This is a genomic window from Streptomyces sp. NPDC048600, assembly GCF_055587025.1.
This window is the reverse complement of sequence record NZ_JBVJGZ010000003.1, coordinates 71355-86598: the sequence shown is the minus strand read 5'-3', so window position 1 is coordinate 86598 and position 15244 is coordinate 71355. Positions and strand designations below refer to the sequence as shown.

10 protein-coding genes and 1 pseudogene are annotated in these 15244 nt (G+C 72.5%); 2 read left to right on the top strand and 9 right to left on the bottom strand.

Features of this window, described 5'->3' with window-relative positions:
* Nucleotides 1-72 precede the first annotated feature (72 nt).
* On the bottom strand, nt 73-972 hold the full coding sequence (locus ACZ6SQ_RS04635; protein ID WP_469556713.1) for a TIGR01777 family oxidoreductase: 900 nt from the start codon (nt 970-972) through the stop codon (nt 73-75).
* A 60-nt stretch (nt 973-1032) separates the two neighbouring features.
* Between ACZ6SQ_RS04635 and ACZ6SQ_RS04630 the strand changes: the two genes are divergently transcribed.
* Nucleotides 1033-1542 carry a GNAT family N-acetyltransferase gene (locus tag ACZ6SQ_RS04630; RefSeq protein WP_469556712.1) on the top strand — a complete coding sequence of 170 codons (510 nt, stop codon included), beginning with the start codon at nt 1033-1035 and terminating at the stop codon, nt 1540-1542.
* Between the two features lie 38 nt (nt 1543-1580).
* On the opposite strand, the gene ACZ6SQ_RS04625 is transcribed toward ACZ6SQ_RS04630, so the two are convergent.
* Complete coding sequence (locus tag ACZ6SQ_RS04625; RefSeq protein ID WP_469556710.1) at nt 1581-2765, bottom strand: MarP family serine protease; 1185 nt, start codon at nt 2763-2765, stop codon at nt 1581-1583.
* A gap of 161 nt (nt 2766-2926) precedes the next feature.
* On the opposite strand from ACZ6SQ_RS04625, the pseudogene ACZ6SQ_RS04620 reads away from it, so the two are divergent.
* A pseudogene (locus ACZ6SQ_RS04620) lies at nt 2927-3745 on the top strand (peptidoglycan recognition protein family protein); the annotation flags it as partial.
* Between the two features lie 229 nt (nt 3746-3974).
* Here ACZ6SQ_RS04620 and ACZ6SQ_RS04615 read toward each other — a convergent pair.
* From ACZ6SQ_RS04615 to ACZ6SQ_RS04585, 7 genes are all read right to left on the bottom strand, one after another.
* Nucleotides 3975-4493, bottom strand: a complete 519-nt coding sequence (locus tag ACZ6SQ_RS04615) for a DUF4240 domain-containing protein (protein WP_386384977.1) — start codon at nt 4491-4493, stop codon at nt 3975-3977.
* A 102-nt stretch (nt 4494-4595) separates the two neighbouring features.
* Nucleotides 4596-5573: a helix-turn-helix transcriptional regulator gene (locus tag ACZ6SQ_RS04610; RefSeq protein ID WP_469556709.1), complete on the bottom strand. Its 978-nt coding sequence runs from the start codon at nt 5571-5573 to the stop codon at nt 4596-4598.
* A 128-nt stretch (nt 5574-5701) separates the two neighbouring features.
* Entirely contained in the window at nt 5702-8416 is a 2715-nt protein-coding gene (gene aceE, locus ACZ6SQ_RS04605) for a pyruvate dehydrogenase (acetyl-transferring), homodimeric type (protein ID WP_469556707.1), read from the bottom strand.
* 620 nt (nt 8417-9036) lie between these two features.
* The gene (locus tag ACZ6SQ_RS04600) at nt 9037-9672 is read right to left on the bottom strand and encodes a GntR family transcriptional regulator (RefSeq protein ID WP_469556706.1); all 636 of its coding nucleotides are present in this window, start codon (nt 9670-9672) and stop codon (nt 9037-9039) included.
* 427 nt (nt 9673-10099) lie between these two features.
* Nucleotides 10100-11881 carry a 2-oxoglutarate dehydrogenase, E2 component, dihydrolipoamide succinyltransferase gene (sucB, locus tag ACZ6SQ_RS04595; RefSeq protein WP_469556705.1) on the bottom strand — a complete coding sequence of 594 codons (1782 nt, stop codon included), beginning with the start codon at nt 11879-11881 and terminating at the stop codon, nt 10100-10102.
* A 69-nt stretch (nt 11882-11950) separates the two neighbouring features.
* A complete protein-coding gene (gene lpdA / locus ACZ6SQ_RS04590) occupies nt 11951-13339 on the bottom strand; it encodes a dihydrolipoyl dehydrogenase (RefSeq protein ID WP_389328515.1) in 1389 nt (462 codons plus the stop codon).
* 305 nt (nt 13340-13644) lie between these two features.
* The gene (locus tag ACZ6SQ_RS04585) at nt 13645-15171 is read right to left on the bottom strand and encodes a leucyl aminopeptidase (protein WP_469556703.1); all 1527 of its coding nucleotides are present in this window, start codon (nt 15169-15171) and stop codon (nt 13645-13647) included.
* Nucleotides 15172-15244: the final 73 nt, after the last annotated feature.

Here is a 15244-nt window from a genome sequence, read left to right as displayed (position 1 = left end):
CTTGTCCGCACACCCCTCCTTACGGCTTCCTCTCCGGACGTACCGACGGACGGGCGTGCGGCCGACGGGCGTTCAGTCGAGCGCCGCGCGGACCGCGTCCTCGATCCCCGGCAGCGCGAACACGAACCCCGACTCCAACAGCCGCTTCGGCAGCACCCGTTGACTGCCCAGCACCTCGCCCGCCATGTCGCCCAGTGCCAGCTTCAGCACCGGCGCGGGTGCCGACAGAACGGCGGGCCGGTTCAGCACCCGCCCCATCGCCGCGGTGATCTCACGGTTCGGCAGCGGCTTCGGCGCGGTCACGTTGAACGGCCCCGACAGGTCGTCGCGGTCGATCAGATGCCGGATCGCCGCCACCTCGTCGTGCAGCGCGACATAGGACCAGTACTGCCTGCCGTCCCCGAAGCGGGTCCCCAACCCGGCCTTGAACAGCGGGAACAGCTTCCCCCACGCCCCGCCGCCGCGCGCCACCACCAGTCCCGTGCGGACGAACACCGTGCGTACCCCCGCCTCCTGGGCGGGCGCGGCGGCCGCCTCCCACTCCACGCACACCGAGGGCAGAAACCCCTGCCCGGCGGGCGCGTCCTCGTCGACCGCGCGCTGCCCGGTGTCGCCGTAGAAGCCGATCGCGCTGCCGCAGACGAAGACCCGTGGGCGGCTCTCCAGCGCGGCGACGGCCCGCGCCAGCGTGCGGGTGCCCAGCACCCGGCTGGCCCGGATCTCCTCCTTGTACCCCTTGGTCCAGGGCCGGTTGCCGACGCCGGCGCCCGCCAGGTTCACCACCGCGTCGCAGCCGGACAGCGCGGAGGTGTCCACGCGCCCGCCCTGCGGGTCCCACCGTGCCTCGCCCGCCGCCTGCGGCCGGCGGCGCACCAGCCGCACCACCTCATGTCCGTCCGCCGTCAAGGACGCCACCAGTGCCCTGCCGATGAGCCCGGAAGCCCCGGCCACCACGATTCGCGCACGCTCCATGCCCCCATCCTGCCGGGTACGGCGGGAAATCAGGGGACCATCCCCGACCCCGGCCGTACAGTGACCGCCATGCCGGATCCGCAGATACGCGTACGCCCCGCCTCCCACGGCGACGAGAGCGCGCTGAGCCGTCTCGACCACGTCACCTGGTCCTCGCTGCACGCGGTGACCCCACGGCCGGGCCCGCAGGATCCGTTCTTCCGGGAGCACGCCGGACCGGGCGACCACCTCGTCGCCGAACTCGACGGACGGCTCGTGGGATACGTACGGCTCGGCTTCCCGACCCCGCTCGCCTCGAACGCGCACGTCCGCCAGATCCGCGGCCTCGCCGTGGACGACGCCGCGCGCGGCAAGGGTGTGGGCCGCGCGCTGGTACGGGCGGCCGTGCTGGAGGCACGGGCCCGCGGGGCGCGCCGGATCACCCTGCGCGTGCTCGGGTACAACACCGCCGCCCGCCGCCTCTACGAGGCGGAGGGCTTCGTCGTGGAGGGCGTGCAGCCGGAGGAGTTCTTCCTGGACGGGCAGTACGTGGACGACGTGACCATGGGACAGCGGCTGATCCGGGGCTGATCCGCGGCCGATCCGACGCGGAACCCGGGCGCCGGGGCCTACGACGTGACCAGCTCGCCCGTGTCCACCGGCGCGGTCGCGTTCCTCGCGCGGGCCGCCTCGGGGGCGACCTCGTCCGCCGTCAGGACGTACCCCGTCTCGGCGTCCGAGGTGGAGCGGGCGAAGACCACGCCGAACACCCGGCCCTCGGTGGTCAGCAGCGGGCCGCCGGAGTTTCCGGGCCGGACCGTGGAGCGGATCGAGTAGATCTCGCGGGTGACCGAATCGTCGCTGTAGATGTTCTGCCCGCGCGCCTGGAGGCGGCTCGCGACCGTGGCCGCCCGGAGGTCGAGGCCGCCGTCCTCCGGGTAGCCCGCGACCACCGCCGCGTCCCCGCGCCCGGCGGTGCCGTCGAAGGGCAGGACGGGTGCCCGCAGCCCCGGCACGTACAGCACGGCCACGTCCTTGTCAGGGTCGAAGAGCACCACCCGGGCCTCGTACGAGCGCCCGACCCCGCCGACCCGCACGCCCGGCTCGTCGATGCCGGCCACCACATGGGCGTTGGTCATCACCCGCTCCGGCGCGTACACGAACCCGCTGCCCTCGCGGCCCTGGGTGCCGGAGGAGCCCTCGATCTTGACCGTGGCACGCTGGGCGGCCCGGGTCGCGGCAGGTGTGACGTTGTCCCCGGAGGGCCGGGCCACCTCGGCCGTCGACTCGTTCTCGAAGGGGTTGAACACCTGCGGGAAGCCCGCCTCCGTCAGTGCGGAGGTGGCCCGGGAGAACCATGCGGGGGTGGTGTCCGGCATGACCTGCTGGACCGTCCCGAGCAGCCGGGAGTCGCGGATCGCCGAGGTCAGCAGCGGGGAGGAGGACACGGCCAGCACGCTCGCCGCCACCCAGGCCACGATGAGCACGGCCACCGAGTTGGCCACCGCCCCGCCGACCCCGTCCGCCACTCTCAACGGTCCCCGGTCCAGCTCGTGGCGCAGCCGCAGCGCCAGCCGGCCGGCCAGCTCATGGCCCAGCACCGCCGGGAGCAGCACCACGCACAGCGCGGTCACCGTGGCCGCCGTGGTGCCCGGGGAGACCGGCTGCATCGCCCATGGCAGCAGCCACACCCCGATCACCGCGCCGCCCACGAACCCGGCCAGCGAGACACAGCCGGCCACCAGGCCGCGCCGGTAACCCGAACCGGCGTAGACCAGGATCACCAGCAGCAGAAGGATGTCGACCAGGTCCACGGAGCCGCCTTTCTTGTCTGACCCCTTGTTACGTGGGGGACGGGCCCAGTGATCAGCCACGTGCGCCTGCACTGAGGAAAACGTCGTAGACCGGGACGATGGTTCCACCGGGTGGCAGAGCACACATCGCGGGCGGAACGGAACCGTCGGACAGTGGGTCCATGTGTGCCTTCCGAGCGGCATTCCGAAGAACCACGGCGGCGCGCGCCCGTCGTCGCGTACGGATACCGGGCTGGGCGTTGCTGGTCGTGCCGGGCTGTCTGGCCGGTGCGGCCGCCGTGGTCGTGCCGGCGCTGAGCGCGGACGGGGCCCAGCCGCCCCCCGCGGCCCCGCGGTCCGCGGCCCGCCCCACCGCCGCCGCCGCGCACACCGCGCCCCGTCCGGCGATCGTGCCCCGATCCGTCTGGCTCACCGAGGACGCCGCCCCGGACCACGCCCCGCCCCCGCGCTACGACGACCGGGTCCTGGCCGTCTTCGTGCACCACACCGACTCGCCCAACGCCTACGACTGCTCCGAGACGCCCCGCATCATCCGCTACCTGTACGCCGGCCAGACCGGCGCCCGCGACTGGGACGACATCGGCTACAACTTCCTCGTCGACCGCTGCGGGGTCGTCTACGAGGGCCGTGCGGGAGGCGTGGACCGGCCCGTCACCGGCGCGCACACCCAGGGCTTCAACCACCGTACGGCCGGGATCGCCGCGATCGGCACCTTCACGGAGGGCGTGGAGGTGCCGCGGGCGATGACCGACGCGATCGCCGCGGTGGCCGCCTGGAAGCTGGGCCTGTCCGACACCGATCCCCGGGGGACCGTGCGGCTCGTCTCCAGCAACAGCCACAGCCGGTTCAGCGCGGGCACCGCCGCCGTGTTCCCCGCGCTCGCCGGGCACACCGACGCGTTCATGACCAGCTGCCCCGGAGCGTCCCTGTCGGCCCTGCTGCCGGAGATCAGGCTGCTCGCGGCCCGCCTCCAGGGCAGGACCGGGGACTCCGAGGGCGAAGAGCTCCCGGGAGTCCGTCAGTGGATGCCCTGGACGCCCCCGCCCGGCCTGCCCGGCCACCAGGACGCCGGGCTGCTCGACGGCCACCAGGACGCCGGGCTGCCGCCCGGACTGCCGGACACCGGGCCCGGACCTTCGGCCACCCCGTAGACCCGGCCGGGTCCGCCCAGAGCCGGACCCGGTCGCGTTCGCCCGGAGCCCAAGGGCCCTAGTCCCTGAACCGCTCCCACAGCCGGGGATGGCGCGCGGCCAGCTCCTGGTCGTTCTCGAAGTCCAGCGGGGTGCCCTCCGGTTCCGAGGGCGCGGGCGGGATGCCGAGGTCGGGGGCGACGGTGCCGGTGAGCTGCTCGTAGGCCTCGTCGGCGGCGTAGCCCAGCTCCTCGCCGTCGCCGTCGATCTCCTCGTCGAACTCCACCAGGAGCCCGGCCAGCGAGTCCGGATCGTGCAGCGCGCCCTCGAACACGTCCCGGCCCTGGCCGATCAGCCAGCAGCGGAAGAAGTCGAAGGCGTCGTCGCTGGCCCCGTCCAGCAGCACCCAGGCGGCGCCCCACAGGTCCCAGCGGTAGGCACGGTTGTAACGGGACTCGAAGTGCCGGGCGAAGTCGAGCACGGACTCCGGGTCCAGCCCGGTGAGCCGCTCCACCAGCAGATCGGCCTGGTCCTCGGGATCACCCTCGGCGGCCTCGCGGGTGGTGTCGATCAGCGCCCAGAACTCCGTCTCGTCCATCACTGGTCCAGCATCGGGCCTACGCTCCCGCCACGCACGCGGAAGACCATGCTTTTCCCACGCCCGTGGGGCCCCGGTCCCGCCGCGTCCGCACGGCCCGGCTCACTCCCGTCCGTACAGCTCCGCCAGCCGCCCCGCGTCCTCGGCGAAACGGGCGCGCAGCGAGGCCGGCGCCATCACCTCCGCCTCCGGGCCGAGGGCGGTGAGCTGGGTGTGGGCGACGTCCTCCGACTCCACCCGAAGCGTCAGCTCGACCCGGCCGTCCGGGCCGGGTCCGCCCGCCGCGGCGAGGGCCTCCCGCGCGGCCGGCGGGTCGACGGCGTGCGGCAGCATGCGCAGGCCCCGCGGGCTCAGCCGGACGACCACCTCGGCCCGCAGCAGCGACCGCGCGAACCGCTCGGCCTGCTCGGCCCAGAACCCGGGCAGATCGAAGTCCGCATCCCTGCGGAATCGTTCCTCCTCGAGCTCGACCCCGGTGAACCGGTCGATCCGGTACGTCCGGAACACCCCGTCGCCGGTCACCCGCGCGCACAGGTACCAGCGCCCCGCCTTCAGCACCAGCCCGTACGGCTCCAGGACACGCGAGACCTCGCCGTCCCCGCGCCGGTACCGCGCGGCGACCCGGCGGTCGTCCCACACCGCCTCCGCCACCGCGGGCAGCAGCTCGGGCGTCTCCGGCTCGCTGAACCACGCCGGGGCGTCCAGATGGAACCGCTGCGCCGCCGTGCGCGAGGCGTCCCGCAGGGAGGGCAGCAGCGCGGCCGACACCTTCAGCCGGGCCGCCGAGGCCGTGTCCTGAAGCCCCATCTCCCGCAGCGCCCCCGGCACCCCGGACAGGAACAGGGCCTCGGCCTCGCTGCGGGCCAGCCCGGTCAGCCGGGTCCGGTAGCCCCCGATCAGCCGGTACCCGCCGGTCCGCCCCCGGTCGGCGTACACCGGCACCCCGGCCTCCGACAGGGCCTGGGCGTCCCGGGCCACGGTCCGCTCCGACACCTCCAGCTCCCGCGCCAGCTCGGCGGCCGTCATGGAGGGCCGGCCCTGCAGCAGAAGCACCATCTTGATCAGCCTGGCCGCACGCATGCGCCCATCATGCAGGAGGCCCCGGAGAGCGCGGGGCCGATCACGCAGGAGGCCCCGGAGAGCATGGGGCCCCCTCACGCAGGAGGCCCCCCACAGGACGTGGGGGGCCTCCGCGACAGCCGGGACGGCTACAGGCCGTACTTGGCCCGGGCCTCCTTGACCGCGGTCGCCTTCACCTCACCGCGCTTGGCGAGCTGGGCGAGCGCCGCGACCACGATCGACTCGGCGTCGACACCGAAGTGGCGGCGGGCCGCGTCACGGGTGTCGGACAGACCGAAGCCGTCGGCACCGAGCGAGGACCAGTCCTGCTCGACCCACTGCGCGATCTGGTCCGGGACCTGGCGCATGTAGTCCGACACGGCCAGCACCGGACCCTCGGCACCCTGGAGCGCCTGGCGGACGAACGGCACCCGCTCCTCGCCGCGCAGCAGTGCCGCGTCGGCCTCCAGCGCGTCGCGCCGCAGCTCCGTCCAGGAGGTCGCGGACCACACGTCGGCGGCCACGCCCCACTCCTCGGCGAGCAGCTTCTGCGCCTTCAGCGCCCAGTGGATCGCCGTGCCCGAGCCCAGCAGCTGGATGCGCGGGGCGTTCGCCGCGGCCACGTCCAGGCCGGCCGTCTCCGCCGTGTTGAAGCGGTACAGGCCCTTGACGATGCCCTCGTCGACGCCGGGCGCGGACGGCTTGGCCGGCTGCGGCATCGGCTCGTTGTATACGGTCAGGTAGTAGAAGACGTCCTGGTCCTCGCCCGGCGCGGCCTCGCCGTACATCCGGCGCAGACCCTCCTTGACGATCGCCGCGACCTCGTAGGCGAAGGCCGGGTCGTACGTCAGCGCCGCCGGGTTCGTCGCCGCGATGACGGGCGAGTGGCCGTCGGCGTGCTGGAGGCCCTCACCGGTCAGCGTGGTGCGGCCGGCCGTGGCGCCGACGAGGAAGCCGCGGCCGAGCTGGTCGCCGAGCTGCCACATCTGGTCGGCCGTGCGCTGCCAGCCGAACATCGAGTAGAAGATGTAGAACGGGATCATCGCCTCGCCGTGCGTGGAGTACGCGGTGGAAGCGGCGATGAAGTCGGCCATCGAACCGGCCTCGGTGATCCCCTCGTTGAGGATCTGGCCGTTCTTGGCCTCCTTGTAGTACATCAGCTGGTCGCGGTCGACCGGCTCGTACGTCTGGCCCTTGGGGGAGTAGATCCCGAGCGACGGGAACAGCGACTCCATACCGAAGGTGCGCGCCTCGTCGGGGACGATCGGCACCCAGCGCTTCCCGGTCTCCTTGTCGCGGACCAGGTCCTTGACGAGCCGGACGAACGCCATCGTCGTGGCGACGTTCTGCGAGCCGGAGCCCTTGTCGAAGGAGGCGAAGGCCTTCTCGGCCGGGGCCGGCAGCGGGGCCAGGGCGTGCACCCGGCGCGCGGGGGCCGGGCCGCCGAGGGCCGCGCGGCTCTCCTGGAGGTAGCGGACCTCGGGGGAGTCGGCGCCCGGGTGGGCGTAGGGGACCTGTCCGTCGGCGAAGGCGCTGTCGGAGATCGGCAGCTCCAGCAGGTCGCGCATCGTCCTGAACTCGTCCACCGAGAGCTTCTTCATCTGGTGGTTGGCGTTCTTCGACGCGAAGCCCTCGCCGAGGGTGTGGCCCTTGACCGTCTGGGCCAGGATCACGGTCGGCGCGCCCTTGAACTCCAGGGCCGCCTTGTACGCGGCGAAGACCTTGCGGGCCTCGTGGCCGCCGCGCGAGAGGTGGAAGCACTCGAAGATCTTGTCGTCGCTCAGCAGCTTCGCCATCTCGGCGAGCGCCGGGTCCTTGCCGAAGAAGTCCTCGCGGATGTAGGCGGCGCCCCGGGTCTGGTACGTCTGCACCTGGGCGTCCGGTACCTCGCGCAGTCGGCGTACCAGGGCGCCCGTGGTGTCGAGCGCGAACAGCTCGTCCCAGGCGGTGCCCCACAGCGTCTTGACGACGTTCCAGCCGGCGCCGCGGAACTGGGCCTCCAGCTCCTGCACGATCTTGAAGTTCGCGCGGACCGGGCCGTCGAGGCGCTGGAGGTTGCAGTTGATGACGAACGTGAGGTTGTCCAGCTCCTCACGCGCGGCGAGTGCGAGTGCAGCCGTCGACTCCGGCTCGTCCATCTCGCCGTCGCCGAGGAACGCCCACACGTGCGAGGACGAGACGTCCTTGATGCCGCGGTTGGTGAGGTAACGGTTGAAACGGGCCTGGTAGATGGCCGACAGCGGGCCGAGACCCATCGACACCGTCGGGAACTCCCACAGCCACGGCAGGCGGCGCGGGTGCGGGTAGGAGGGCAGGCCGTTGCCGCCGGACTCCTGGCGGAAGTTGTCCAGGTGCGTCTCGGTCAGCCGTCCGTCGAGGAAGGCACGGGCGTAGATACCGGGGGAGGCGTGGCCCTGGATGTAGAGCTGATCCCCGGAACCGGCCGCCGCGCCGGACTCCTTGCCCTGGAAGAAGTGGTTGAAGCCGGTCTCGTAGAGCCAGGCCGCGGAGGCGAAGGTGGCGATGTGGCCGCCGACGCCGTATTTCGAGCCGCGGGTCACCATGGCGGCCGCGTTCCAGCGGTTCCACGCGGTGATCCGGGCCTCCATCGCCGGGTCACCGGGCATCTCCGGCTCGGCGGCGGTGGGGATGGTGTTGACGTAGTCCGTCTCGAGGAGCTTCGGCAGCGCGATGCCGCCCGCCTCGGCACGCTCCAGCGTGCGGCGCATCAGGTACGCGGCACGGTGCGGGCCGGCAGCGTGGGCGACGGCGTCCAGGGAGGCCTGCCATTCGGCGGTCTCCTCCGGGTCGCGGTCGTGGAGCTGGTCCAGCTCGCTGGTCTGGATGGCGTTGGGGTCGGTCATGTCGCCGCCTTCCTCAGTCGAAGGGGGTTCCCTCATCGGTAAGGGTCGGGGGGTGCCCTTGGTCTTTGGCAGGACAGGGCTGGAGCCTCGGTGGCGGTGTCGTGGTGCGACCCGTCGCGCGGCCCGTCGGCGACTGTAACTCCCTGATCGATGATCGATCAAAGGGTTCAGGGGGAAAATCTCTTGATCACGAGAAAGTCGGCACGGGGTGCCTCCGGCGGTGGCACCGGGTGACGCTCACAGCGGCGGTTTTCGCAGGTGAGGCGGCGTATGAGCGCGGGGGTGCTCGGGTGTCGCTGGGGGGTCGCGTCAGCGGCTGCCAGGGGCCGGCGTGCCTCGCCCCCAGAAACCTGCCTGGCCGGCGTGTGGTTCTTGGTGCGGGTGATCCGTGGTTGCTCGCGCAGTTCCCCGCGCCCCTCGAGAGCGATGCCTGCACCGTCCTTCGGGGGCGCGGGGAACTGCGCGCTCAGCCACACGCGACCCGCAGGGGCGTCTCGCGCACGGCTCACCGGGAGGAAAACCACCCCCGTGGCTCGTGCCGGAGTCCGACTTCCTCGTGCCGGAGTCCGACTTCCTCGTGCCGGAGTCCGGCTTTCGGCCCGTGCCGGTTCCAGGGGGCCTCAGTGCTCGCCCTCGTGGCGCGGTGCGCAGCCCAGCACGTGCGCCTTCACCAGCTCCGGGATGCGGGGGTCGCGGCGGCGGAACGCCTCGACCAGTTCCTGGTGCTCCTCGGCGTACGACTGCTGCACCGTGCCCAGCCAGCGGATGGACAGGGCGGTGAACACCTCGATGCCGAGGCCCTCCCAGGTGTGCAGCAGCACGGAGTTCCCGGCGGCGCGGACCATCTCGCGGTGGAAGCCGACGGTGTGCCGCACCTGGGCGGTGCCGTCCGCCTTGGCGTCGGCCTCGTAGAGCGCGGCGACGTGCGGCTCCAGGGCCGAGCAGTCCGTGGCCAGGCGGTCGGCCGCGAGCTCGGCCGCGATGGCCTCCAGGCCGGCCCGGACGGGGTAGCTCTCCTCCAGGTCGGCGGCGGTCAGATTGCGTACCCGGACGCCCTTGTTGGGGGCCGACTCGATCAGACGGAGGGACTCCAGTTCGCGCAGCGCCTCGCGGACGGGTGTCTGGCTGACCTCCAGCTCCGTGGCGATGCGGCGCTCCACGATCCGCTCGCCCGGCTGCCAGCGACCGCTGATGATCCCCTCCAGGATGTGCTCGCGGATCTGTTCGCGCAGCGAGTGGATGACGGGGGCGGTCATGAGAGCTCCTTAGGGCGCGGCTGACGTTTAGACAATAAGGCCGGGGCGCTCCGCGGGTGAGGCTGACGTGGGTGCTTTCGTGCAGGTGAGACGAGACTTACATGGGTGTCTTGGTGGGTGGACGTCCGTGGGCGGGGTGCCTCCGGCGGTGGGTGTTGTCGTTCGGGTGCGGGCCCGTTGTGGCTTGTCGCGCAGTTCCCCGCGCCCCTGGGGGTGGTGGGTGTTGCTGTTCGGGTGCAGGCCTGCTGTGGCTTGTCGCGCAGTTCCCCGTGCCCCTGGGGCGATGGTGCCGGTGTGAGGTGCTGGGTGTGGTGCTTGGGGTGACCGGGGTTGTTGTGGCCTGTCGCGCCCCTGGGGGAACAGGGCGATGCCCTCGCCTCTCTGGTGAGGGGCGAGGGCATCGGTGTTGCTGTGAGGGGTGCTGGGCTCAGAGGCCGAGCTCGACCTCGAACTCGCCGGCTTCCAGGATCGCCTTGACGGCGGTCAGGTAGCGGGCGGCGTCGGCGCCGTCGACCAGGCGGTGGTCGTAGGACAGGGTCAGGTACGTCATGTCGCGGACGCCGATGACCGTGCCCTCCTCCGTCTCGATCACGGCGGGACGCTTGACCGTCGCGCCGATGCCGAGGATCGCGACCTGGCCCGGCGGCACGATGATCGTGTCGAAGAGCGCACCGCGCGAACCGGTGTTGGAGATGGTGAAGGTCGCGCCGGACAGCTCGTCCGGGGTGATCTTGTTGCCGCGGACCTTGCCGGCCAGGTCGGCCGTGGCCTTGGCGATGCCCGCGATGTTGAGGTCGCCGGCGCCCTTGATGACCGGGGTCATCAGGCCCTTCTCCGAGTCCACCGCGATACCGACGTTCTCGGTGTCGAAGTAGGTGATCGTGCCCTCGGCCTCGTTGATCTTGGCGTTGATGACCGGGTGGGCCTTCAGCGCCTGGGCCGCCGCCTTCACGAAGAACGGCATCGGGGAGAGCTTGACGCCCTCACGGGCCGCGAAGGAGTCCTTCGCCTTGGCCCGCAGCCGCATCAGGCGCGTGACGTCGACCTCGACGACCGACGACAGCTGGGCCTGCTCGTGCAGCGCCTTGACCATGTTGTCGCCGATGACCTTGCGGATGCGGGGCATCTTGACGGTCTGGCCGCGCAGCGGGGAGACCTCGAGCGCCGGGGCCTTGCGGGCGGCGGCCGGAGCGGCGGCGGCCGGAGCCGGAGCCGCGGCGGCCTTCGCGGCCTCGGCGGCGGCGAGGACGTCCTGCTTGCGGATACGGCCGCCGACGCCGGTGCCCTTGACGGAGCCCAGGTCGACACCGTTCTCGGCGGCGAGCTTGCGCACCAGCGGGGTGACGTAGGCACCCTCGTCGGTGTCCTGCGCGGCGGGCGCCGGGGCGGCCGGGGTGACCGGAGCCGGGGCGGCCGGAGCCGGAGCGGGGGCCGGGGCGGGAGCGGCCGGGGCCACCGCAGCCGGGGCGGCAGCGGCGGGCGCGGCCGGAGCGGCGGGGGCCGGAGCCGGAGCCGGAGCCGGAGCCGCGGGGGCCGGGGCGGCGGGCGCGGGAGCCGGGGCGGCCGGAGCCGGGGCGGCGGCCGGAGCGGCACCCGGGGCGCCGATGACGGCAAGCTTGGCGCCGACCTCGGCGGTCTCGTCCTCGCCGACCACGATCTCCAGCAGCACGCCGGAGGCCGGGGCCGGGATCTCGGTGTCGACCTTGTCGGTGGAGACCTCGAGCAGCGGCTCGTCGGCGTCCACGGAGTCGCCCACGGCCTTCAGCCAGCGGGTGACGGTGCCCTCGGTGACGGACTCGCCGAGCGCGGGCAGGACCACGTCCGTGCCGGTGGCGCCACCGGCCGGGGCGGCGGCGGGGGCCTCCGGAGCCGGAGCCGGGGCGGCAGGGGCCTCGGCGGCCGGAGCCGGGGCGGGGGCCTCGGCCGGAGCCTCGGCGGCGGCCGGGGCCGGGGCGGCCGCGGGGGCGCCCGTGCCGTCGTCGATGATCGCCAGCTCGGCGCCCACCTCGACGGTCTCGTCCTCGGCGACCTTGATGGAGGCGAGGACACCGGAGGCCGGCGCGGGGATCTCGGTGTCGACCTTGTCGGTGGAGACCTCGAGCAGCGGCTCGTCGGCCTCGACACGCTCACCCTCGGCCTTCAGCCAGCGGGTGACGGTGCCCTCGGTGACGCTCTCGCCGAGCGCCGGAAGGGTTACGGAAACCGCCATGGTTTCTGTTGCTCCTTACGAATTGCGGAAGTCTGTGTCGTCGCGACGTGATTCACCCGAGGGGGACGGTCAGTCGTGCGCGTGCAGCGGCTTGCCCGCCAGCGCCAGGTGGGCCTCGCCGAGCGCCTCGTTCTGCGTCGGGTGGGCGTGGATGAGCTGGGCGACCTCGGCCGGCAGCGCCTCCCAGTTGTAGATCAGCTGGGCCTCGCCGACCTGCTCGCCCATCCGGTCGCCGACCATGTGGACGCCGACGACGGCACCGTCCTTGACCTGGACGAGCTTGATCTCGCCCGCCGTCTTCAGGATCTTGCTCTTGCCGTTGCCCGCGAGGCTGTACTTCAGCGCGACGACCTTGTCCGCGCCGTAGATCTCCTTGGCCTTGGCCTCGGTGATGCCGACGGAGGCGACCTCGGGGTGGCAGTACGTCACCCGGGGGACACCGTCGTAGTCGATCGGGACGGTCTTCAGACCGGCCAGACGCTCCGCCACCAGGATGCCCTCGGCGAAGCCGACGTGCGCGAGCTGGAGCGTGGGGACCAGGTCGCCGACGGCCGAGATCGTCGGGACGTTGGTGCGCATGTACTCGTCGACCAGGACGTAGCCGCGTTCCATCGCGACGCCCTGCTCCTCGTAGCCCAGGCCCTGCGAGACCGGGCCGCGGCCGACGGCCACCAGCAGGACCTCGGCCTCGAACTCCTTGCCGTCGGCGAGGGTGACCTTGACACCGTCCTGGGTGTACTCGGCCTTCGAGAAGAAGGTGCCCAGGTTGAACTTGATGCCGCGCTTGCGGAACGCGCGCTCGAGAAGCTTGGAGGAGTTCTCGTCCTCGACCGGCACCAGGTGCTTCAGGCCCTCGATGACCGTGACCTCGGCACCGAAGGACTTCCACGCCGAGGCGAACTCGACGCCGATGACACCGCCGCCCAGGATGATCGCGGACTGCGGCACGCGGTCCAGGACGAGGGCGTGGTCGGAGGAGATGATCCGGTTGCCGTCGATCTCCAGGCCCGGCAGCGACTTCGGCACGGAGCCGGTCGCCAGCAGCACGTGGCGGCCCTGGATCCGCTGACCGTTCACATCGACGGAGGTCGGGGAGGACAGCCGGCCCTCACCCTCGATGTAGGTCACCTTGCGGGAGGCGACCAGACCCTGCAGGCCCTTGTACAGGCCCGAGATCACGTCGTCCTTGTACTTGTGCACACCCGCGATGTCGATGCCCTCGAAGGTGGCCTTCACACCGAACTGCGCGCTCTCGCGGGCCTGGTCGGCGACCTCGCCCGCGTGCAGCAGGGCCTTGGTGGGGATGCATCCCCGGTGCAGGCAGGTGCCGCCGACCTTGTCCTTCTCGATCAGGGCGACGTCCAGGCCCAGCTGCGCCCCGCGCAGGGCCGCGGCGTAACCACCGCTACCACCGCCGAGGATCACTAGGTCGAAAACGGTGCTGGCGTCGTTCGCCACGTCACGTCCTCCATGCATGTGCGCCACGCCGGTCTCCAGTGACCGGTCGGCGGCTGGTGTCCGGCCGCTCGTTCTTCGGCCCTTTGGTGGGGGCCCTGTCCTGCCGTGCCCCATCTTCGCACTTGTCCGAACCGAACGAGACGCGGGGCCGCTGTGTGAGACGTAGCACGTTGAGTGACCAGGGGGTCCGGGGATACGCACGGACCCCCACAAATCGCCCGCGGTCGGCCGCGCGGGGACGAGCCGCGGTACCCGGGTCGACGGGACCTCGCACTACCCGCACGCGAGGTCCCGTCAGCAGGGCGTCAGCCCAGGTCGCCCGCGGCGGTCAGCTCGGCCAGCCGGACCAGCGTGCGCACCGCGGAACCGGTGCCGCCCTTGGGGGTGTACCCGAACGGGCCGCCCTCGTTGAACGCCGGACCCGCGATGTCCAGGTGGGCCCAGGTGATGCCCTCGCCCACGAACTCGCGCAGGAACAGACCGGCGACCAGGCCGCCGCCCATCCGCTCGCCCATGTTCGCGATGTCGGCGACCGGCGAGTCCATGCCCTTGCGCAGGTGCTCCGGCAGCGGCATCGGCCAGGACTCCTCGCCGACCTCCTCGGCGGCCTCCACCAGGGCGGAGCGGAACGCGTCGTCGTTGGCCATGACACCGAAGGTGCGGTTGCCGAGCGCCAGCACCATCGCGCCGGTCAGCGTGGCCACGTCCACGATCGCGTCCGGCTTCTCCTGCGAGGCCGCCCACAGCGCGTCGGCCAGCACCAGCCGGCCCTCGGCGTCGGTGTTGAGCACCTCGACCGTCTTGCCGCTGTACATCCGCAGCACGTCACCCGGGCGGGTGGCGGAGCCCGACGGCATGTTCTCGGCGAGCGCCAGCCACGCGGTGACGTTCACCTCCAGGCCGAGCCGGGCCACCGCGACGACCGCGGCGAACACGGCGGCGGCGCCGCTCATGTCGCACTTCATCGTCTCGTTGTGACCGGCCGGCTTCAGCGAGATGCCGCCCGAGTCGTAGGTGATGCCCTTGCCGACCAGGGCGAGGTGCTTCTTGGCCTTGGAGGAGGTGTACGACAGCTTCACCAGGCGCGGGGTCGCGGCCGAGCCGGCGCCGACGCCGAGGATGCCGCCGTAGCCGCCCTTGGTGAGCGCCTTCTCGTCGAGCACCTGCACCTTGATGCCGTGCTCCTTGCCGGCCGCCGAGGCGATCGCGGCGAAGCCCGCAGGGTCGAGGTCGTTCGGCGGGGTGTTGATCAGGTCGCGGGCCCGGTTGAGCTCCTCGACGACCGCCGTGGCGCGGTCGACGGCGGCCTTGTGGGCCTTGTCGCGCGGCTTCGCGCCCAGCAGGGTGACCTCCGCCAGCGGCGCCTTGCCGTTCTTGGCCTTGGCGTCCTTGGCGTCGCCCTTGTAGGCGTCGAAGGAGTACGCGCCCAGCAGCGCGCCCTCCGCGATCGCGCCGGTGTCGCCGGAGTCGGCGAGCGGCAGGGCGAAGCCGGCCTTCTTGATCCCGGTCAGCGCGCGGGCGGCGGCACCGGCCGCGCGGCGCAGCGCCTCGGCGCCGTACTCGGCGTCCTTCTCCGGCGCGGCGCCCAGGCCGACGGCCACCAGCAGCGGGGTCTTGAACCCGGCCGGGGCGGGCAGCTTGGTCACCTCGCCCTCGGCGCCCGAGGCGCCGAGCGTCTCCAGGACGCCGGCGAGCTTGCCGTCGTACGCCTGGTCGACGGCCTCGGCACCGGGGGCGACGACAGGGCCCTTGGCGCCCTTGGCGACACCGATCACGATCGCGTCGGCCCGCAGGGCGGGCGCCGCGGACGTGCTGAGAGTGAGAGCAGTCACGGTGGTGAAATCTCGCTTCCGATGTGAAGTTTCTGTGGCCGAACGGTGTGGGTCGGCCGGGCCCGACAGCCGA

Excerpts from the sequence above, each read along its gene's own strand:
- ACZ6SQ_RS04635 (WP_469556713.1), bottom strand. The coding sequence starts at position 972 with ATGGAGCGTGCGCGAATCGTGGTGGCCGGGGCTTCCGGGCTCATCGGC.
- ACZ6SQ_RS04615 (WP_386384977.1), bottom strand. The coding sequence starts at position 4,493 with ATGGACGAGACGGAGTTCTGGGCGCTGATCGACACCACCCGCGAGGCC.
- ACZ6SQ_RS04610 (WP_469556709.1), bottom strand. The coding sequence starts at position 5,573 with ATGCGTGCGGCCAGGCTGATCAAGATGGTGCTTCTGCTGCAGGGCCGG.
- aceE (WP_469556707.1), bottom strand. The coding sequence starts at position 8,416 with ATGACCGACCCCAACGCCATCCAGACCAGCGAGCTGGACCAGCTCCAC.
- ACZ6SQ_RS04600 (WP_469556706.1), bottom strand. The coding sequence starts at position 9,672 with ATGACCGCCCCCGTCATCCACTCGCTGCGCGAACAGATCCGCGAGCAC.
- sucB (WP_469556705.1), bottom strand. The coding sequence starts at position 11,881 with ATGGCGGTTTCCGTAACCCTTCCGGCGCTCGGCGAGAGCGTCACCGAG.